The organism is Maribellus sediminis, from assembly GCF_011799805.1.
Taxonomy (GTDB): domain Bacteria; phylum Bacteroidota; class Bacteroidia; order Bacteroidales; family Prolixibacteraceae; genus Draconibacterium; species Draconibacterium sediminis_A.
Genome location: NZ_WXUB01000006.1, coordinates 1 through 19,821, shown reverse-complemented (window position 1 = coordinate 19,821; position 19,821 = coordinate 1). Strand labels below are relative to the sequence as shown.

Annotated in this window: 16 protein-coding genes; 12 read left to right on the top strand and 4 right to left on the bottom strand. The window is 42.6% G+C overall.

Annotated elements, in window-relative coordinates; translation table 11 throughout:
- Positions 1-10 precede the first annotated feature (10 nt).
- On the bottom strand, positions 11-727 hold the full coding sequence (dapB, locus tag HFD85_RS19205) for a 4-hydroxy-tetrahydrodipicolinate reductase (protein WP_167613543.1): 717 nt from the start codon (positions 725-727) through the stop codon (positions 11-13).
- A 305-nt stretch (positions 728-1,032) separates the two neighbouring features.
- On the opposite strand from dapB, the gene HFD85_RS19200 reads away from it, so the two are divergent.
- From HFD85_RS19200 to HFD85_RS19185, 4 genes are all read left to right on the top strand, one after another.
- Entirely contained in the window at positions 1,033-1,866 is an 834-nt protein-coding gene (locus tag HFD85_RS19200; RefSeq protein WP_167613541.1) for an HAD-IIB family hydrolase, read from the top strand.
- Between the two features lie 157 nt (positions 1,867-2,023).
- Positions 2,024-4,825, top strand: a complete 2,802-nt coding sequence (locus HFD85_RS19195; protein ID WP_167613539.1) for a M16 family metallopeptidase — start codon at positions 2,024-2,026, stop codon at positions 4,823-4,825.
- A gap of 93 nt (positions 4,826-4,918) precedes the next feature.
- Positions 4,919-5,530 (top strand): hypothetical protein, encoded by a 612-nt coding sequence (locus tag HFD85_RS19190; RefSeq protein ID WP_167613537.1) that lies wholly within the window; start codon positions 4,919-4,921, stop codon positions 5,528-5,530.
- Positions 5,527-6,405, top strand: a complete 879-nt coding sequence (locus HFD85_RS19185; protein WP_167613535.1) for a glycosyltransferase family protein — start codon at positions 5,527-5,529, stop codon at positions 6,403-6,405. The genes HFD85_RS19190 and HFD85_RS19185 overlap by 4 nt, the downstream gene beginning before the upstream one ends.
- A 241-nt stretch (positions 6,406-6,646) precedes the next feature.
- Here HFD85_RS19185 and HFD85_RS19180 read toward each other — a convergent pair whose 3' ends face one another.
- Positions 6,647-7,369: a nucleotidyltransferase family protein gene (locus tag HFD85_RS19180; RefSeq protein WP_167613533.1), complete on the bottom strand. Its 723-nt coding sequence runs from the start codon at positions 7,367-7,369 to the stop codon at positions 6,647-6,649.
- 37 nt (positions 7,370-7,406) lie between these two features.
- Entirely contained in the window at positions 7,407-7,850 is a 444-nt protein-coding gene (locus HFD85_RS19175) for a DUF4293 domain-containing protein (protein WP_167613531.1), read from the bottom strand.
- Between the two features lie 180 nt (positions 7,851-8,030).
- Here HFD85_RS19175 and HFD85_RS19170 point away from each other — a divergent pair, with 180 nt between their 5' ends.
- The 4 genes from HFD85_RS19170 (at position 8,031) to HFD85_RS19155 (ending at position 14,077) form a co-directional block, all read left to right on the top strand.
- Complete coding sequence (locus HFD85_RS19170; RefSeq protein WP_167613529.1) at positions 8,031-10,763, top strand: 2-oxoglutarate dehydrogenase E1 component; 2,733 nt, start codon at positions 8,031-8,033, stop codon at positions 10,761-10,763.
- 49 nt (positions 10,764-10,812) lie between these two features.
- A complete protein-coding gene (gene odhB, locus HFD85_RS19165) occupies positions 10,813-12,060 on the top strand; it encodes a 2-oxoglutarate dehydrogenase complex dihydrolipoyllysine-residue succinyltransferase (RefSeq protein WP_167613527.1) in 1,248 nt (415 codons plus the stop codon).
- Positions 12,061-12,269: 209 nt separating this feature from the next.
- Entirely contained in the window at positions 12,270-13,496 is a 1,227-nt protein-coding gene (locus HFD85_RS19160) for a transaldolase family protein (protein WP_167613525.1), read from the top strand.
- A gap of 242 nt (positions 13,497-13,738) precedes the next feature.
- Positions 13,739-14,077 carry a cupin domain-containing protein gene (locus HFD85_RS19155; RefSeq protein WP_167613523.1) on the top strand — a complete coding sequence of 113 codons (339 nt, stop codon included), beginning with the start codon at positions 13,739-13,741 and terminating at the stop codon, positions 14,075-14,077.
- 233 nt (positions 14,078-14,310) lie between these two features.
- On the opposite strand, the gene HFD85_RS19150 is transcribed toward HFD85_RS19155, so the two are convergent.
- Positions 14,311-15,111: a phosphatase PAP2 family protein gene (locus HFD85_RS19150; RefSeq protein WP_167613521.1), complete on the bottom strand. Its 801-nt coding sequence runs from the start codon at positions 15,109-15,111 to the stop codon at positions 14,311-14,313.
- 124 nt (positions 15,112-15,235) lie between these two features.
- Between HFD85_RS19150 and HFD85_RS19145 the strand changes: the two genes are divergently transcribed.
- The 4 genes from HFD85_RS19145 to HFD85_RS19130 form a co-directional block, all read left to right on the top strand.
- The gene (locus HFD85_RS19145) at positions 15,236-15,922 is read left to right on the top strand and encodes a porin family protein (protein WP_167613519.1); all 687 of its coding nucleotides are present in this window, start codon (positions 15,236-15,238) and stop codon (positions 15,920-15,922) included.
- A gap of 18 nt (positions 15,923-15,940) precedes the next feature.
- Entirely contained in the window at positions 15,941-16,819 is an 879-nt protein-coding gene (locus HFD85_RS19140) for an AraC family transcriptional regulator (protein ID WP_167613517.1), read from the top strand.
- 234 nt (positions 16,820-17,053) lie between these two features.
- On the top strand, positions 17,054-18,529 hold the full coding sequence (gene ilvC / locus HFD85_RS19135) for a ketol-acid reductoisomerase (protein ID WP_167613515.1): 1,476 nt from the start codon (positions 17,054-17,056) through the stop codon (positions 18,527-18,529).
- A 293-nt stretch (positions 18,530-18,822) separates the two neighbouring features.
- A partial coding sequence (locus tag HFD85_RS19130) for a fasciclin domain-containing protein (protein ID WP_167613513.1) occupies positions 18,823-19,821 on the top strand: 999 nt, incomplete at its 3' end.

The following is a 19,821-nucleotide window of genomic DNA, read 5'->3' as shown; positions in this document are numbered from 1 at the left end:
TACTCTGATTTTAAATTTTAAGTAAGTCTTTCATACTAAGAATACCCTTGTTTTCTTTACTGAATTCGGCGGCCAGAACTGCCCCAAATGCAAAACCTTTCCGGCTTTTTGCACTGTGGGTAATTTCTATGTAATCCACATCCGATTCGTACTTAACGGTATGTATTCCCGGAACCTGTCCTTCGCGTTCCGATTTAATATTCAATTCGTTTTCAGCCGGAGTTATGTCGTTTACCCAGGCATTTTTCGAAGGCAACACTTCCAAAATATCGTCAGCAAGGCTGATTGCTGTTCCGCTTGGTGCATCCAGCTTTTGCGTGTGATGTACTTCGGTCATCTCAACGCCGTATTCACTGCGCCCGGCCATTAAGGTGGCCAGTTTTCGGTTCAGTTCGAAAAACAGGTTTACACCTACCGAGAAATTACTGGCGTAGAAAAAAGTGCCATCTTTCGCGAGGCAGCTGTTGTAAACTTCTTCTTTCCGGTCGAGCCAGCCGGTTGTTCCGCTAACTACAGGCACACCGGCTTCGAAACACAAATTATAGTTGTTAATAGCTGATGTTGGAATCGTAAATTCGATGGCCACATCACATTTTTTTAAGTTTTCCAGGGTAAGATCCGACTGATTGTCGACATCGATTTTTAAGCTGATCTCATGGCCGCGGTCGAGGGCGATTTTTTCGATTTCCTTTCCCATTCTTCCGTAACCAATTAGTGCAATTTTCATTTTAAATTCTGATTGTGAGTTGTGAGTACAGCGTATTGAGAAGAATAACGGTGCTATCTGTCCGTCCACTTTTTCCTGTCACTTCGAATTTTTGTCTCAATACCTGATACTAATAATCTCTTGTCTTTTTTAAAAATAAGTCACAAAGATATAATAATACACAAATCTAAGAACCTCGGTTTCAAACTTAAAAAGATTTCGATAAACACAGCGTTTTTTCTGTCAAACACCTTAACTCTAAATTTATCCAATACGCATTCAGAATGGTTGTAAAAAAGCTATTTTTGCAGCGAATTCAGACAGACATGGAAAACGTTAAACTGGTAGCAACCGATTTGGACGGTACTTTTCTGCGCGACGACCGTAGTGTTAGCAAGGCAAATTTACTCGCTTTGGAACAACTCGGTGAACAACAAATAATACGGGTAGCAGCAACCGGAAGAAACCTTAAAAAGGTAATGGATGTCTTGAATCCGGAGGTACCTTTCGATTACATCGTTTTTTCATCAGGAGCCGGAGTTTATAATTGGCAAAAACAGGAACACATTTACAGCCAGAATATCATTGAATCATCGGCCACTAAATTGCTTAACTATTTCGTTCAGGAGCAGTTGAATTTTCACGCTTTTTACCCTGTACCTGATAACCACAAGCATTTTTATTTCAGGGGTGCACAGCCTTGTGAAGAATTCGAACGTTATTTCGAGTTTAATAAGGCCCATGCCACCGAACTGGAAGTGAACACTTTGCCCAACGGACAATTGTGCCAGTTTCTGGTAATTCTGAAAGAGAATGAAGATCATTTCCGGCAACTAAAAAGCAATATTGAAGCGCTTTGTCCCGAGATCCGGGTGATTCGCGCTTCATCGCCCATCACAAAAGGCTACATCTGGCTCGAAGTTTTTCATCGTTCAGTTTCAAAAGGGAATGGTGTTTTGGAAATTTGCCGGCGTCATGGCATTACTTCGGAGCAAACTTTGGGAGTTGGGAACGACTACAACGATTTCGATCTGCTCGAAACAACACGCCATTCGTTTCTTACCGCCAATTCGCCCGAAGAAATAAAAGACCGTTATCCGTTGGTTCCGAGTAACCAAAAGGATGCATTTGCAATACTAGTTCAATCATTACTAAAATAAATTGTAACTTTCGATAAGAATTCAGACACATTATTAAATTTCAATAGAACCATCTACAATGAAAAGTGTTTGTGAATTAAAACTCACATTATGTCGTAAGATTTTATTCTCAATCGGTTTTCACATTACACAATACAAAATTTACAATTATAGAAACATGAAATTTTTATTTAGCACATTTTTACTGCTGAGTTCGCTGATGCTGGCTGCTCAGCCTGATTTTAAATTAAGTGACAAGCTGCCTGAAGATCCGGCAGTTAGTACAGGTGTTCTTGACAATGGGATGACCTATTATGTTCGTGCCAACAGCGAACCGGAAAACCGCGCAGAGCTGATGCTGGTGGTTAAGGCCGGTTCGGTAGATGAAGATGACGACCAGCAGGGACTGGCGCACTTTTGCGAGCACATGTCGTTTAATGGTACAAAAAACTTCCCGAAACATGAGTTGATCAACTATTTCGAATCGATCGGAATGGAATTTGGTCCGGAAATTAATGCTTACACCAGTTTCGACGAAACGGTTTACATGCTGAAAGTGCCTCTCGACGAGCCTGAATATATTGAAAAGGGACTGCAGGTTTTGTATGATTGGTCCTGTCAGGTAACTGATTCAGATGAAGAAATTAACGCCGAACGCGGTGTTATTATAGAAGAAGAACGTTTGGGAAGAGGTGCGAACGACCGAATGCGTAAAGAATGGTTGCCCGTATTTCTGAAAGATTCGAAATATGCCAACCGTTTACCCATTGGTCAGCTTGATATTCTTAAAAACTTTGAGCCTGAAGTTTTAAGAAGGTTCAGAAACGATTGGTATCGTCCGGATTTGCAGGCGTTGATCGTGGTTGGTGATTTCGACCAGGAAGCTATGGTAGCTGAAATAAAGGAAAAGTTTTCGGCAATTCCTCCAAAAGAAAATCCAAGGCAAAAGAAATATTTTGACATTCCGGGTAATGAAGAAGATTTGGTAAGCATTGTTACCGATAAAGAAGCACAGTATCCGATTGCCTATGTGTATTATAAACACAAGCTTGAAACTGCAAGTACCCTGGCTGATTATCGTAAACGAATCATGGAGAACCTTTATACAGGCATGATTAACAATCGACTGGCGGAAAAAACACAGCAGGCAGATCCTCCATTTTTGGCCGGACAGTCGGCCTATTCACATCAGATTGGCCCATTGAGCACCTATACTTCGGTTGCTGTAACACAAGGCGATAAAATTACTACCGGCATAAAAGAAGTTTTACTTGAAAACGAGCGCGTGAAAAAATTCGGATTTACCGAAACAGAGCTTGAGCGTCAGAAAACGGCCGTTTTGAATAATATTGAAAAAGCCTATAACGAGCGTAACAATACCAAATCGATTAGTTATGCCAACGAATATTTGCGCAATTTCCTGATGACCAAAGAATATTTTCCGGGCATGGAAAATGAGTATGCCTATTACAAGGAATTTGTTCCGGGCATTACAGTTGAAGAGATCAATCAACTGGCAAAAGACTGGGTAACCAAGGACAATCGGGTGGTGGTTATCACTGCTCCTGATAACGAAAAAACAATTGTTCCGACTAAAGAAGAGGTTCTTGCCTTACTCGATGAAGTTGAAAATACAGCGGTTGAGCCTTATGTTGATGCAGTTGCCAATGTTCCGTTGTTATCCGACGAGCCATTTGGAAGTAAAGTTACAGCTGAGAACAAACTGGATAAGGTGGATGCTGTTGAATGGAAACTGGAAAATGGTGCAACAATCGTTGTAAAAACCACCGATTTTAAAGACGACGAAATTCTGTTCAACGCCTGGAGTTTGGGTGGAAGTTCCTTGTATCCGAACAATGATGTTGTATCGGTTGATTTTACCACCGATGTGATGGGTGAGAGTGGAATTGCCGATTTCGATGAGATCACACTGAATAAAATGCTTTCGGATAAAGTGTTCAGTTTGTCGCCCTATATCAGCGAATTGCGCGAAGGATTTAACGGTTCATCTTCAGTAAAAGATGCCGAAACGCTTTTGCAGATGTTGTACCTTTACTTTACAGAACCACGTTTCGACGATGTGAGCTTTCAATCATTGATGACACAATATGCTACTGTTCTTGAGAACAAATCCATGTCGCCTGAAGCCAATTTCCGCGACACCTTAAATGTGGTTATGTCAAACTACAACGAACGGGAAAAACCGTTATCGGTTGAACGTTTGGATGAAGTATCGTTCGATCGTATCAAGCAAATTGGTAAAGAGCGTTTTAAGAATGCATCCGATTTTAAATTCTTCTTCGTAGGAAATATCGATTTGGAAACTTTTAAACCGCTGGTTGAAAAATACATCGGAGGAATTCCAACATTGAATACGCAGGAGAACTGGGTGGATCTTGGAATCGAAAAACCTGAAGGAGTTGTAAACAAAGTAGTTCACAAAGGGCAGGAAGACAAAGGTATTCAGTATATCATATTTCATGGCGATTTCGATTACAATGCTCAGAACCAGATTCAATTGAATGCAGTGAATAAAATTATGGAAGCCAAATTGAATGAAGTAATTCGGGAAGAAATGAGTAGCGTTTATAGTCCTGGAGCATCGGCTTCAACTGCAAAATTCCCTGATTCAGAATATACTTTCTCGATCTTTTATGGAACTGCTCCCGATAGGTTAGATGAAGTAAAGCAGGCGGTATTCAAAATCATCCAAGATTATGCTAAAAACGGGCCTACTGAAAAGGAAATTGCCACGGCTAAGGAAAAATTACTTCGCGAGCGTGAAGTGCAATTACGCGAGAACAGGTTTTGGATGAATATTTTAAGTAACACCTATTACATAAAGAATGGTGATTTTTCGCAATTTGGAAACTATAATCAACTCGTTGAAAATTTAAGTGTTGAGTCGACAATAAAAGCGTTTAACGAGTATTTCGATTTTAAAAACGTTATCAGTGTTGCACTGGCACCTGCTGAGTAAAATAGTTTGAAAGATAGTAAAGCCGGAGAATTCAGGTTCTCCGGCTTTTTTTGTGCTATAAAAATTATAATTTAGGTGCTCGAAATCGAACATATGAAGATCTATTCACCATTTTTTGTTGTCTTACGAATTCTCGTTTACGGACTTCTTTTGTATGGCATGGCACAAGGAATTTATTTCGATGCCATCCATCCCATGGAAGAAGGTTTCTTCGGCGAACTTACTTTTACCGAGATCGGGCAGGAAACCTTACTATTCCTGCTTTTCGTGATTTATATTTTTATTGGTTATAAATGGACCGAGATTCGCGTGACCAGCAATTTTGTATCCCTGTTTTTTCTGATGGCTTTTATCCGCGAATTCAACTTTCTTATCGATAAATGGATCTATCCGGTATTAATGGTGCTGGTAATTTTTGTCCTCTTGTTTATTCGCGATTTCAAAAAGATAAAGCAGTCGTGTATCGCTTTTTTCAGGAACCCGGCGGCACATTGGTTTTTATCGGGATTACTGATAACACTGGTCTTTAGTCGTTTGATGGGGCGTTCCAAATTCTGGCGCATTTTGTACAACGACGAAAATTACCGCCTGGCAAAAGCTGCTACCGAAGAAGGACTCGAACTTTTGGGCGATACCCTGATGTTTATTTCCGCCATCGAGTTTCTTCTCTACTATTATTTAGTGAAGAAAAAAGCGCAAGCATGAAGGTCTGTGGATTTACTTTTATAAGAAATGCCGTTAAATTTGATTTCCCGGTTGTGGAAGCCATTTCATCGGTGCTTCCTGTGTGCGACCATTTTGTGGTGGCTGTTGGTAAATCCGACGATGAAACCCGCCAGCTGATTGGGTCGATTGCTCCCGAAAAAATTTCGATTGTTGATACTATTTGGGATGAAACTTTAAAAGAAGGCGGCCGTGTTTATGCCGACGAAACCAACAAGGCTCTGGACGCAATCCCTGCTGAATACGACTGGTGTTTTTACATTCAGGGCGATGAAGTTCTGCATGAAAAATACCTGCCCGCTGTACAAAAAGCCATGGAGGATAACCTGGGGCGAAATGAAGTGGAAGGACTGCTTTTTGATTACCGTCACTTCTTTGGCTCGTATGATTATGTTGGCGATTGCCGGCACTGGTACAGAAAAGAAATTCGCGTGATCAGAAATGATAAAACCATTCGTTCATATAAAGATGCCCAGGGATTTCGAAAAGCAGGTGAGAAACTGAGTGTTGTTCAGGTGCCTGCCGAAATTTACCACTATGGTTGGGTACGCCATCCGCGAGAAATGCAACAAAAAGTAGCAGCAGTTAAGGCATTCTACGATGGTATTTCGGAGGAAGAAGCCCGTAAAAAAGCGGCCGAGCAGGAATTTGATTACGGAGCTGAATACGATGCATTGGCGCGCTTCGAAGGCGCACATCCTGAAATCATGCAAGAACGTATTAAGCGTTTAAACTGGGACTTTCAACCCGAACTCAGTAAAATAAATATGAAATTGAAATACCGGATTTTATACCGCATTGAAAAGTGGTTTGGAGTGCGCTTGTTTGAGTACAGGAATTACAGATTGATTGACTGAGGGATTGACGGTTTGAGTGCTAGAATGCGTAAATGCTGTATTGCCGCAATGCTTAACTCCCTTCTGCCAACTGTGACTGAAAACTGCGACTGCGATTGCCAACTGCAACTTTGCCAACTGCCAACTGAAGGACTGACGGATTGAAGGACTGAATGCGAAAATGCTTTAACGCTTAAATCGATTCTGTCAGCTGCGACTGCAAACTATGACTGCAACTGTGACTGCGACTGATCACTGAACTCTAAACGCTAAACAACCTTCTCGCTGCCTCCAGCTCTGCTGGTTTACCAACGTCCATCCACAGTTTCGATTGGTCGAAATAACCTTTAATCGTTTTGGTTTTTGCCAGTTCCAGGTACCAGTCAATAATTGAAAAACGCTCTTCCTGGGGGATGTAATTAAAAATTTCGGGCTGCACAATGTGGATACCACTAAATGCCAGTTCTCTTGATGCTGAAAAAGCTTCTGGCCTTGAAACTTTGGTTTCTCCGCTTTTTTTATTGATCCAACCCGACAATTGCATTTCATCGTCGAATTTCAGGTAGCGGCTGGTTTCCCGTTCCCTGACCACTAAAGTAGCCAGTGACTCATTTTCCAGATGCGTTTTCAGAACCTGCTTCAAATCCAGATCGCTCAGGATGTCCACATTATAAATCAGTATGGGATCATTCCCCGAAAAAAGCGGAGCTGCTTTTTTCAGTCCGCCACCGGTTTCCAGTAAACGTCCGGTTTCGTCCGATATCAAAACCTCAACCCCAAAATCCTCACTTTTCAGGTAGTCGCTCACCAATTCCGCAAAATGGTGCACATTCACCACAATTTTTGTTGCCCCGGCATTCACCACTTTTTCTATGGCATGCCTGATCAACGGTTTTCCACCTACTTCAACCAGCGCTTTGGGCTTATCGGAAGTCTCGCTTTGTAAGCGGGTGCCAAGTCCTGCAGCAAAAATCATGGCTTCCATGGTGTAGGTTTTAATGAGTTGAAATTTCGAATCCGGATTATCGAATGCGGTTAAGGCTTCTGATCAATGCTTCGTCTTTACCAATTGCGCGGATGGCCATCCAATCGAGGACAACTGCTACCAGCGGAAATGCCACCGGAATCTTAAAAGCTACTTTGGGGCTGTCGAAACCCGTATAGGTAAAGTAAAAGAACATCCCAAATAGTCCGAGTAAAAGAATAATAGTGAATACCAGTATCCTGATTTGCAGAATTCTTTTTTTGTATAGAAACAGCACGGCCAGGTGCAGAACAGTAATAAGTGCGATAAATATCAGGATGGGGAGGCCACTGAATACAATTTCCTCTCCTTTTGTAATGCCTTTCGCGAAAAACTGCATGAGCTCGTCATTCACTGAAATATCTGCCAATTTCAATTTTAAAAGTGTAGCTACCAGGATGCCGGCAAGCAAAATATAAACAGTTTGAATTCTTTGTATCATGTTTTCAAATTTTGAGCAAAAATAGCCAATCCAAATCTTTCTCAAAACCAAATAATATGCCGATTAGAAAAAAAGCGAATAAACCGCTATTTTAGCTGTAAAATTTGATTATTCGGCTAAACAATAAAAACCAAGCTTTGTTTTTCTCAATATCAATCAAATGTTAATTGAAAATCAATAATGGATAAATTTTCTTCTTTGGGAAATCAGGAATTAGAGGCGGTCGAGGACCTTTACCAATCGTATTTGGCAGACCCGAATTCGGTTGACATTAGCTGGCAGCATTTTTTCCAAGGCTTTGAACTCGCCCGTAAAAATTATCCCGAAAAACCTACCGCAGTAAAACTCGATAATATCGACAAAGAATTTGCAATTCTTAATCTGATACTTGGTTACCGTCAACGCGGGCACCTGTTTACCAAAACAAACCCTGTTCGTGCGCGAAGGCAATACCTGCCAACGCTGGCAATTGAGAACTTTGGCCTCGAAGAAAAGGATTTGGAAACCACTTTTCAGGCAGGTAACGAGATTGGCATTGGTCCGGCTAAATTGAAAGATATTCTAGCGCATCTCGAAGAAACCTATTGTGAATCGGTGGGTGTGGAGTACGTTTACATGCGTCACCCCGAAGTGGTTCAGTGGTTGCGCGAAAAGATGGAGAGCACCAAAAATAAGGAATCGTATACCGACGAAAAGCGGAAGCACTTTTTTTACCACCTGAAACTGGCTGTTGGGTTCGAGAACTTCATTCATAAAAAGTTTGTGGGACAAAAACGATTTTCGCTCGAAGGTGCCGAAGCACTGATTCCTGCTCTTGATTCGGTGATCGAACGTGGTTCGGAACTTGGAATTGAAGAGTTTGTGATCGGGATGGCTCACCGTGGCCGCTTAAATGTACTGGCCAATATTCTGGAAAAACCTTACGAGAATATTTTTAAGGAATTCTATGGAAAAGAATTTGAAGACGATATCGCTCAGGGCGATGTGAAATACCATTTGGGCTACGAAAATGTGGTTACCACCGACTTTAAAAAACAGGTGAAACTGAAAATGTTGCCCAATCCGTCGCACCTCGAAACTGTTGGCCCGATTGTGGAAGGCATGGTGCGTTCGCAGATTGAAGCCACTTTTAAAGGAGATTACGATAAGGCAGCGGCCATCATCATTCATGGCGATGCTGCAATTGCTGCGCAGGGAGTGGTTTACGAAACCATCCAAATGTCGCAGCTACCGGGCTACAAAACCGGAGGAACAATTCACCTGGTGATTAACAACCAGGTTGGATTTACCACGCCCTACCTCGAAGCACGATCGAGTACCTATTGTACCGACGTTGCCAAAGTTACCCGTTCACCCGTTTTTCATGTGAACGGCGACGATGTGGAAGCCCTGGTTTTCACGATAAAACTGGCCATGGAATTCCGTCAGAAGTTTCATTCTGATGTATTTATCGATATTTTATGTTACCGTAAATACGGACACAACGAAGGCGACGAGCCCCGTTTCACACAACCCATGTTGTACAAAGCCATCGCAAAGCATAAAAATCCGCGTGATATTTATGCCGATAAACTCGCAAAAATGGGTGTGATGACACAGGAAGAATCGAAGCAAAAAGTAAAAGAATTCGATCAGTTTCTGGAAGAAAAATACAAGGCTTCTGAAAAGATCGATAAATTGAAAATTCGACAATTCCTTGTCAGCGAATATGATAAATATCAAATGCCATCAAAGGCATTATTTGCTGAAACGATTGAAACAGGTGTCGATAAAAAGTTCCTGAAAGCCATCGCAGAGAAGATTTATACCCTGCCGAATGATCTGCCTTTCTTTAAAAAAGTAGACCGCATAATTTCCGATCGTAAAATGATGATCCACGATGATCGGCTGGATTGGGCAATGGGTGAGTTGCTGGCTTACGGAACGCTGGTAGCCGAGGGTCATCCGGTTCGTGTGAGCGGGCAGGATAGCGAACGTGGTACTTTTGCACACCGGCACGCAGCATTTGTAATTGAAGGAACCGAAGAAAAATATTATCCGTTAAAACATGTTTCCGAAGATCAGGCAGCTTTTAATGTTTACAATTCGCTGCTTTCGGAATATGGTGTGATGGGCTTTGAATATGGTTATGCACTGGCACAGCCAAACGGTTTAACCATTTGGGAGGCACAGTTTGGCGATTTCCACAATGTGGCGCAGGTAATTATCGACCAGTACATCACTTCGGCTTTCGAAAAGTGGGGACTGATGAACGGGCTGACTTTGTTCCTGCCACATGGTTACGAAGGACAGGGACCTGAGCACTCGAGTGCACGAATTGAACGTTTCCTCGAACTTTCCACCAATACAAATATCCAGGTGGTAGTGCCTTCTACACCGGCAAATATGTTCCACCTGCTGCGCCGCCAGGTAAAAATGGATGTGCGTTTGCCACTGGTTGTATTCACCCCAAAAAGTTTGTTGCGACACCCGATGGTGGTTTCAAAACTCAGTGAATTTGCCGAAGGTGGTTTCCGCCAGGTGATAGATGATGCTACTGCTGAACCCGATTTGGTTGAAAAGGTTGTGTTTACCAGTGGCCGCTTGTATTACGATCTGGCCAAACATCAAACCGAAAATGCGATAAATAATATTGCCATTGTGCGAATTGAGCAGATCAATCCGGTTCCGGTTACAGAGATTGAAAATATCCTGAAAAAATACAAGAAAGCCGATGAGTTGATATGGGCGCAGGACGAACCACAAAATATGGGAGCCTGGCCGTTTATCAACAGAAAACTTCCGGAGCTTGGTTTAAAAGTGGTTTCCCGACCTGAAAGTGCCAGTCCGGCAGCAGGTTTAATGGAAAAACACAAACAAAGCCTGGATAAAATCATCGAAAGCATTTTTATTCCAAAGGAAGTCGTTATTTAATCGAGCTCAGTTTTTTAGACAAAAACGCTTATAGCGAAAAAATAAAACCATGATCGTTGAAATTAAAGTTCCCAGTCCGGGAGAATCAATAACCGAAGTAGAAATAGGCAGCTGGCTTGTTGAAGACGGTGCTGTTGTTAGAAAAGACCAGGAAATTGCCGAGGTTGAATCGGATAAGGCCACACTTACCATTGTTGCCAGCGAAGCCGGAAAAATTGCTCACAAAGCGGCCGAAGGCGAGAGTGTTGAAGTAGGTGCCGTTGTTTGTACCATCGATACCAGCGTTGCTCCGGCACCTAAAAAGGAAGCGGCACAGGCTGAGGCGAAGGCTGAGGAAGAGGCACAGCCAGAGGAAAAGAAAGAAGTTGCACCTGCAACTGAAGTAAAAGCTTCGGAAGAGTTTGACAAAGTGAAAGTCACTTCAGTGGCCAAAGAAATGATGAAGGAGCACGGTCTTTCGGTCGACGATGTGATCAGTGGCCTGAAACGTTTGGGTAAGAAAGAGGTGGAAGCTGCGATGGAAGCACCAAAATCGGCTGAAACTTTTATGCCGAAGAAAGTGGCGAGCCGCGATGAAGACCGTGAACGGATGTCGAGCCTGCGAAGGAAACTGAGTGCCCGTTTGGTTTCGGTGAAGAATGAAACAGCGATGCTCACAACCTTCAACGAAATCGATATGAGTTTTGTGATGGACATGCGCAAAACCTATCAGCAGAAATTCATCGATAAGCACGGTTTCAAACTCGGTTTTATGTCTTTCTTTACCAAAGCCGTTGCTGTTGCTGCTGAATTTCACCCGATGGTAAATGCACAGATCGATGGCGACGAAATTGTAATGCCGCAGTTTGTTGACGTTGGTATCGCGGTTTCTACACCAAAAGGATTAATGGTGCCGATCGTTCGTAATGCCGAAAGTAAATCGATTCCGGAAATTGAACTTGAAATAAAAGAACTGGCTGAAAAAGCCCGAACAAAAAAAATATCAGTGGACGAATTGTCTGGCGGAACATTTACCATCACAAACGGTGGCGTGTTTGGTTCGCTGCTTTCAACTCCAATTATCAACCCGCCGCAATCCGCTATTTTGGGCATGCACAACATTGTTGAGCGCCCGGTAGCCGTAAACGGCCAGGTGGTCATCCGCCCGATGATGTACGTGGCACTTTCTTACGATCACCGCATTATCGATGGTAAAGATTCGGTAGGCTTCCTGGTAAAAGTGAAGGAAATGATCGAAAACCCGGAACGCATGTTTACCAACGGAAAAGATGCCGGCGAGTTGTTGCTTGGAATTTAAAACTATTCTGACATAATATTAGAGAACCGTTCCTTTCCCAGGGAACGGTTCTTTTTTTTGGATGGCATCCATATGAGTTGATTCAATTACAGATGCCATCCTTTTTCAATGCTTACGATGAATTTAAGTTCCGTGCTATAAAATTCTCATCCTTTCTTGGAGTAGCATTTTGAATTCAGTAAATTCAAAAGAAATTAAAAACAGGCATCATGAACGATTCGTTGAAACAAAAAATCAAACAATTTGTGCTGACCGGAATTAATGAAGAGAAAGCAGCTGCTGTGCCTGATCCGTTTTGGCAGGGACTTCGCAATGCAGGTACCGAACTCTGGCTCGATACCGGAGATATGGACGAAGCAGAGAAAAACTGGTCGGTTGAAATGACGGCGTTGACAACGAATAATACGCTCGTTAACAAAGAAATCCAAAAAGGTATTTACGACGATTTTATTGAGAAGGCGAAAGTCATCGTAAGTGAATTGCCACTGGAAGAACAGATCGTTGAAATTGCTTTTATCCTGAATGCGCGCCACGGAATGCGGCTGGCAAAGAAATTTGGAGGCAAGGTTAGCGTGGAGTTGCACACCAATACTGCCCATAATTTTGATGCGATCATCGATTATGGCCTGCGGTATCACGATATTAATCCGGAGCAATTTATTGTGAAGGTGCCTTACACCGCAGTTGGATTGCTGGGAGCGCGCCGTTTGCGCGAACTGGGTGTAAAAATCAATTTTACGCTCGAATTTTCAGCGCGGCAAAATGTGATGGTGGCGGCGATAACCAAACCCAATTACTGCAATGTTTTTCTTGGGAGGATCGGAGCCTACATAAAAGATAATAGCCTTGGAAGTGGTGAAGGCGGTGGTGAACGTGCCGTAATCTCATCACAACGTTATATTACCGAATTAACCAAAACGAACGCCGAACCTACAAAACTGATCGCAGCAAGTTTGCGCAATTTCGATCAGCTGGATGCCCTGGCCGGAACCGATGTTTTTACTATGCCAACAAAAGTGGCATCGGAAGGTAAATTGAATCTCAGCGGTAAGTTTTCGTCAAAGGTGGGTGTGGTTTACCCGGTTGATTTAACAGATGAGGCAGTGGTTTATGCTCCCGAAAAGATATGGAATGTGACTGACAAGGAACTTGAACTGGCTAAAAGTCTGGACAAGGATTGTCCTAAATCAGGCAATGAACTCATCGATCGGGTTCATCAGGCTGGATGCGGCGACATGTTCCCGTATCTTAGCGAGCGCGACTTGAAGTTTATTGCCGATGATGGTAAAATACCAAAACACGAACGCTGGGCACACCGGATAGAAAGTGGTGAACTGGCGATTGATACATTGCTGAACTTAGCCGGACTGGCAAGTTTTACTGCCGATCAGGCTGAACTGGATGAACGGATCAGAAAAATAATTACCACTTCTTAGACAATATCATTGCATCGGTTTTAACAAGATTGTAAAGAATTGTTTTAATAAGGTTGGATTCATTTCTTTTTAGCATTACTAAGGTTTTCTTTGAAAATAAGGTTTTGTGAAGGATGCTTCAAAACCTTATTTTTCCTTTTAACCTTAGTAGAATTTCTTTACTGCTAACACCAACCTTATTTAAATGGCTTTGAAGATTTAGATTCCCTTCCATTTTCATATTTTAGCCGAAAACAACAAATATGTCGATTTTGAAATTTGATGAAGTACCCTACGAACACGTGAACGAGCGGGTTAAACGCAAGCTTATTCACACCGAAAATTTAATGACGGTGATCGTAGATTTTGAAGGTGGACCATGGCCTGATGCCGATCCGCCACATAATCATCCGCACGAACAAACCAGTTACATTGCCGAAGGTGAAATCGTTTTTTATTGCGAAGGTGAGCCCGATCAAGCTATGAAAGCCGGCGATATGTTTGCGGTTCCTCCCTATAAAATGCACAGCATTAAGTTGCTGAGCAAAACCGCGCGTTTGGTTGATAGTTTTAATCCTGTCCGCGAAGATTTTTTGAAGTAGCGGTAAAGGCACAGTTTTAAAAAAGGATTGAGGGATTGAAGGATTGAATGCTTTAATGCAAGAATGCTTAAATCGCTTTTGCCTACTGCAATTTTGCCTACTGCCAACTTCTAACTGAAAGATTGATTTTGCAAGAAAACATCTGCAATCAAAAATTCCTGCCCGTGCGTTCATGCGAGCTTATTCATCATTCATCATCCACCTGCTAGAAGCTCGTGGCTAATAGCTCGCGGCTAAAAATTATAAACCACCGTCAATCCTTTTTGCGGCCCAACTGAAAACGGGAAAATATCGAACTGTTTTATGTGTGCCCAGTCCCATTTGTACTGATGGGTGAGGTAAACGAGTTCGGTTGATAACATGCCGATTCCGGCACCTGCCAGCACGTCTGACGCCCAGTGGGCACCTTTGGCAATTCGCATTACGCCAACAGTTGCGGCACAGGAATAAGCACCAACGCTGTACCAGACACTCTGTTCGCCATATTCGTGATGCATAATCTGCGCAAAAGCAAATACCACCGAAGTGTGTCCTGACGGGAAGGAGTGTGTCCCTCCTGATGGTCGCTCCTCATTTACTGCCTTTTTCAAACTGTACACGATCAGGTCATTCAATACAAAACTTTTTATTGAAATTGCCGTCAGGTTACCAAAATTATTTTTCCCTTTTACTCCGACTGCATTCAACGAATAAACCGCAGCCAGCGGTGCAAAACGCAGGTAATCATCCAAACTACCCTCGTAGCGAAAGTTTTCCTGCACCCAGTCGTTAAACTGGTACTTGGCATCTGAAAAATGAAGAGCCGTTCCACTTGCAATCAAAACGGTGGGAGCAATGTATGGCTTAAATCCCCGCTTTCGGTCGGTGTATTTGAAATTCAGGTTATGAATAGAATCGTTATGAAACAAACTCACTTTTTCCAGCGAACAATTCAAGGCAGGATCCAGCGTTCGAAGCGGATTCCCGGCGTACGTGGATAGGCTGAAAATCATCGAAAATATGGTGATTGTAACAAATCCGGTTTTTTGTTTCATGCATCAAAAATAAGAAAATAGAGCTATGCCGCTACCCGTAATTTTCTTGCCCGTTTTTTTCGGTAAAGATTAAATTTTACAAATTATGATTATCTTGGCTGAACAACTAAAAATATGACCAACAATGCAAATCCAATTCAAACTCCTCACTGTTATTTTGTTACTTTTATTCTCAGGAACCATTTTCGCACAAAGTTTAAGTATTGTAGGTGGTGGTAATTACACCGAAGTCGATTACAAACAGGGCAGCGTAGCTTCGGCAGCCGAAGATACTTATTCAGGTAAATTTGGTTTTCATGTAGGCGCTTACCTCGATTATGTGCTTTCGAAAGACAAAAGCAATGAACTTGTTGTTGAAACCGGCCTGCTTTTCGACACGAAAGGCGCAAAACAGGAAGTTGCGGTATCAACACTTTCGGTAGAAAACAACATTAATTTGTATTACGCTGATATTCCATTATACCTGAAATACCGTTACCGTTTTCGCTCTTTGAATAAGGTTTACATTGGTGTAGGGCCTTTTGTTGGAGTCGGACTTTTCGGTAACAGGACAACGATGCAAACCATCGAAGGCGCTTCTGCTGAAGAAAAAGCTAAAATCAGATGGGGAAGCGACGAAACTCAACACGATATGAAACGACTGGATTACGGCTTAACCGGCCGGCTTGGTTTCTTGTCGCCTGGAGGACTTGACATCTCAGTTTCATACGATTACGGTATTCCAAACATCGCGTCAATGGGCGATAACATTGAAATGAAAAGCCGCGTGATGCGTTTATCGGTTGGCTACCACTTTAGTTTAGTGGATTAGACCTCACCACAAAGTAGAATGAAATCAGCTGAGAACATACCGGTTTACAGCCTTCGCAGCTTTAGCAGCGGCGATCGCGAAAGCCAGCAGTTCCAGGTTGAAGTTTTTGATGCTAACCGGCATTTTGCTGTGCAGTATCCGCACCGTCACGATTTTTTTGAAGTCTTGTACCTGGCGCGCGGTTCGGGTTTTCATGTAATCGACGGAAATAAATACGAGATTAAACCGCCGTGTGTGTTTTTTATGTCGCCGGGGCAGGCACATAAAATAGAGGTTTCGCACGATATCGAAGGTTTCATTTTTATATTTACTCCCGAGTTTTACCTCATCGATTACAACAACCAGAACCGGCTGATCGAGTTTCCGTTTTTCTTCACCATTCGACAGGATAATCCACCACTATTGCTGAGCGATAAAAATGATGTGGAATTTCTTGAAAGCCTTTTTAAAAGCGGAATTGCTGAACTGCAAAAAGGGGAGAACTACTCGATCAATTTTTTGCGATCGCTGCTTAATCTGATTTTAGCGTACTGTGCCGCCCGCTATAAAAGTGAGGAGAATGTGTTGAGCGGAAAAGGACACATGATTGTTAAACAGTTTTATCAGAAAGTGGAAGAGAATTACGAGAAGAACCTGAGTGTGGCGCAATACGCCGATTTGATGGCCATTACTCCCAATCACCTTACCCAAACAGTGTCACGGCTTACCGGAAAGTCTTCGTCGCAAATCATAAAGGCCAAACAGATTTTGGAGATCAAACGCCTCTTGGTGCACACAAACCTCAGTGTAACAGAGATCGCTTCCCGCCTGAATTTCCCCGACCAAAGTTATTTCGCCAAATTCTTTAAACGCGAAACCGGCATTTCTCCGCTTCAATACCGTTCGAAAGCAGTATGATCCTTAAAAATGTGCTAATTTGTTATGGATTTAACGCATTGAAAAACAGTCGTCTGTTTTGAATGATGTAATACAGGCTTAAAGTTGAATCCATGAAAATTACCTAAAAAACACGTAATTTTACACTTCGTTTTATCAGGAATTTTGTTGCTTTGTAAAATACTTCTTCATCCGCTATAATATTTCATTGGATGGAGTTCATATAAAGTTTATTTTCAATTAAAAATAGATCAGATGGCAAATTATTTTAATTCTCTCCCTTTGCGTCTTCAGCTGGAGCAACTGGGAAAATGCGATTTCATGGAAGAAACTGAATTCGCAAACGGTGTTGAAAAACTGAAAGGAAAACAAATAGTAGTGTTGGGTTGTGGTGCCCAGGGATTAAACCAGGGACTGAACCTGCGCGACAGTGGATTGAATGTGGCCTATGCCCTTCGTCAGGAAGCCATCGAGCAAAAACGTGCATCGTATGTAAATGCAACTTCAAACGGTTTTGAAGTAGGTACTTTTGAGGAGCTGGTTCCAAAAGCTGATCTGGTGTTAAACCTTACTCCCGATAAACAACATACTCCGGTAGTAAATAAAGTAGTGCCATTGATGAAAAAAGGTGCTTGCCTGGCTTATTCACACGGTTTCAATATTGTGGAAGAAGGCATGCAAATCCGCGATGATATTACCGTTGTTATGGTAGCTCCAAAATCTCCGGGATCGGAAGTGCGTGCAGAATACGAACGTGGTTTTGGTGTTCCAACCCTAATTGCTGTTCACCGCGAAAACGACCCGAATGGCGACGGACTTGAAATTGCAAAAGCTTATGCTGCCGGAACAGGTGGTCACAAAGCAGGTGTTTTGCATTCGTCGTTTATTGCCGAGGTGAAATCGGATTTGATGGGCGAGCAAACCATTCTTTGCGGATTGCTGCAAACCGGCTCAATCCTGAGTTTCGATAAAATGGTGGAAAAAGGAATCGATGCAGGTTATGCTTCAAAACTGGTTCAATACGGATGGGAAACCATTACCGAAGCTTTGAAACTGGGAGGTATCACGCATATGATGGACCGTTTGTCGAATCCTGCAAAAGTTGAAGCGTATAAACTGGCAGCTGAGTTGAAAGAAATTATGCGTCCGCTTTTCGAAAAGCACATGGATGATATTATGAGTGGTGCATTCTCGTCGACCATGATGGAAGACTGGGGAAATGACGACGTAAAACTGCTGACATGGCGAGCTGCAACCGGTGAGACTGCCTTTGAAAAAACTCCTGCCGGCGATGTTGAAATCAGTGAACAGGAATACTTCGACAACGGAACACTGATGGTAGCTTTTGTTAAGGCAGGTGTTGAACTGGCTTTCGAAGTGATGACCGAATCAGGAATTAAAGAAGAATCGGCTTACTACGAATCGTTGCACGAAACGCCACTTATCGCCAATACCATTGCACGTAAAAAACTGTTTGAAATGAACCGTACCATTTCGGATACTGCCGAATATGGTTGTTATTTGTTCGATCATGCATGCAAACCTTTACTGGCCGATTTTATGGCAAAAATTGAAACCAATGTGATCGGTAAAAACTTTAACGAAGGTAAAGATGCGCATGTGGATAACAAAGAGTTGATTGACATCAACGACGAGATTCGCTACCACGACGTGGAAATCATTGGAGCCGAATTGCGTGAAGCGATGGGTGCAATGAAGTCGATCATTTAAATAAGAACGAAGAACGTTTGTTTTCTGCGTTCAAGTTTCATTCTTCGATTCTCCGTCTCAGGTGAGCCGGAGGCGTGAAAAAGTAGAAGAAAAAACAGACTTACATATAACTACTCTTGAAGCCTGTTCCATTTAAGGAGCGGGCTTTTTTTTGTAAGAGATATATTTTTTTAAGTGTCATAAAATGAGTTTATTATGATATGATAATTCAAAAATGTTTAATAAATAAATCAAAAGAATAAACAAAAAATATTTTTTAGTGTTTAATGTTTAAACGATAAAAGTTAAACACTATGAAGCAGAATTTACTCAAATTTACTTTTGGAATTTTATTTATGTTACTGGCCTGGACTAATGGTAAGGCACAGACCAATGATTCAATTCCTGAAACGGTTGTAGATATTGCAACCGGCGACAGCACTTTCTCAAGTCTTGTTGCAGCATTAATCCGCAGCGACCTTACGACTGATTTTGTAGGCATTTTAAGTGGCGAAGGCCCCTTTACAGTATTTGCACCAACCAACGATGCATTTGCTGCCTTGCTCAACGAACTGGGATTAGCTTCGTTAAACGACATTCCGGTTGAAACTTTGGATGCCGTGCTTAAAATGCACGTAGTAGCAGGCAAGGTAATGAGTACCGACCTAAGTGACGGAATGATGGCCCCAACAGTTTTGGGCGAAGAAATTACCTTCCACCTCGATGGCGGAGCCTCAATCAGCGATCCGAACGGACGGATGAGCAACATTACAGCTGTTGATGTTGAAGCGCAAAACGGAGTGGTACACGTAATCGACACGGTGATACTTCCCGACCTGCGTCCTGAAACAGTTGTAGATATTGCAACCGGCGACAGCACTTTCTCAAGTCTTGTTGCAGCATTAACCCGCAGCGACCTTACTACTGATTTTGTAGGCATTTTAAGTGGCGAAGGCCCCTTTACAGTATTTGCACCAACCAACGATGCATTCGCTGCCTTACTCAACGAACTGGGATTAGCTTCGTTAAACGACATTCCGGTTGAAACTTTGGATGCCGTGCTTAAAATGCACGTGGTAGCAGGCGAGGTAATGAGCACCGATTTAAGTGACGGAATGATGGCCCCGACAGTTTTGGGCGAAGAAATTACTTTCCATCTCGTTGGCGGAGCCTCAATCAGCGATCCGAACGGACGAATGAGCAACATTACAGCTGTTGATGTTGAAGCGCAAAACGGAGTGGTACACGTTATCGACACGGTGATACTTCCCGACCTGCGTCCTGAAACAGTTGTAGATATTGCAACCGGCGAC

Coding starts and splice junctions, on each gene's coding strand:
- odhB (WP_167613527.1), top strand. CDS start 10,813: ATGATCGTTGAAATTAAAGTTCCCAGTCCGGGAGAATCAATAACCGAA.
- HFD85_RS19160 (WP_167613525.1), top strand. CDS start 12,270: ATGAACGATTCGTTGAAACAAAAAATCAAACAATTTGTGCTGACCGGA.
- HFD85_RS19195 (WP_167613539.1), top strand. CDS start 2,024: ATGAAATTTTTATTTAGCACATTTTTACTGCTGAGTTCGCTGATGCTG.
- HFD85_RS19155 (WP_167613523.1), top strand. CDS start 13,739: ATGTCGATTTTGAAATTTGATGAAGTACCCTACGAACACGTGAACGAG.
- HFD85_RS19170 (WP_167613529.1), top strand. CDS start 8,031: ATGGATAAATTTTCTTCTTTGGGAAATCAGGAATTAGAGGCGGTCGAG.
- HFD85_RS19180 (WP_167613533.1), bottom strand. CDS start 7,369: ATGGAAGCCATGATTTTTGCTGCAGGACTTGGCACCCGCTTACAAAGC.
- HFD85_RS19175 (WP_167613531.1), bottom strand. CDS start 7,850: ATGATACAAAGAATTCAAACTGTTTATATTTTGCTTGCCGGCATCCTG.
- HFD85_RS19190 (WP_167613537.1), top strand. CDS start 4,919: ATGAAGATCTATTCACCATTTTTTGTTGTCTTACGAATTCTCGTTTAC.
- dapB (WP_167613543.1), bottom strand. CDS start 727: ATGAAAATTGCACTAATTGGTTACGGAAGAATGGGAAAGGAAATCGAA.
- HFD85_RS19150 (WP_167613521.1), bottom strand. CDS start 15,111: ATGAAACAAAAAACCGGATTTGTTACAATCACCATATTTTCGATGATT.
- HFD85_RS19200 (WP_167613541.1), top strand. CDS start 1,033: ATGGAAAACGTTAAACTGGTAGCAACCGATTTGGACGGTACTTTTCTG.
- HFD85_RS19140 (WP_167613517.1), top strand. CDS start 15,941: ATGAAATCAGCTGAGAACATACCGGTTTACAGCCTTCGCAGCTTTAGC.
- HFD85_RS19145 (WP_167613519.1), top strand. CDS start 15,236: ATGCAAATCCAATTCAAACTCCTCACTGTTATTTTGTTACTTTTATTC.
- ilvC (WP_167613515.1), top strand. CDS start 17,054: ATGGCAAATTATTTTAATTCTCTCCCTTTGCGTCTTCAGCTGGAGCAA.
- HFD85_RS19185 (WP_167613535.1), top strand. CDS start 5,527: ATGAAGGTCTGTGGATTTACTTTTATAAGAAATGCCGTTAAATTTGAT.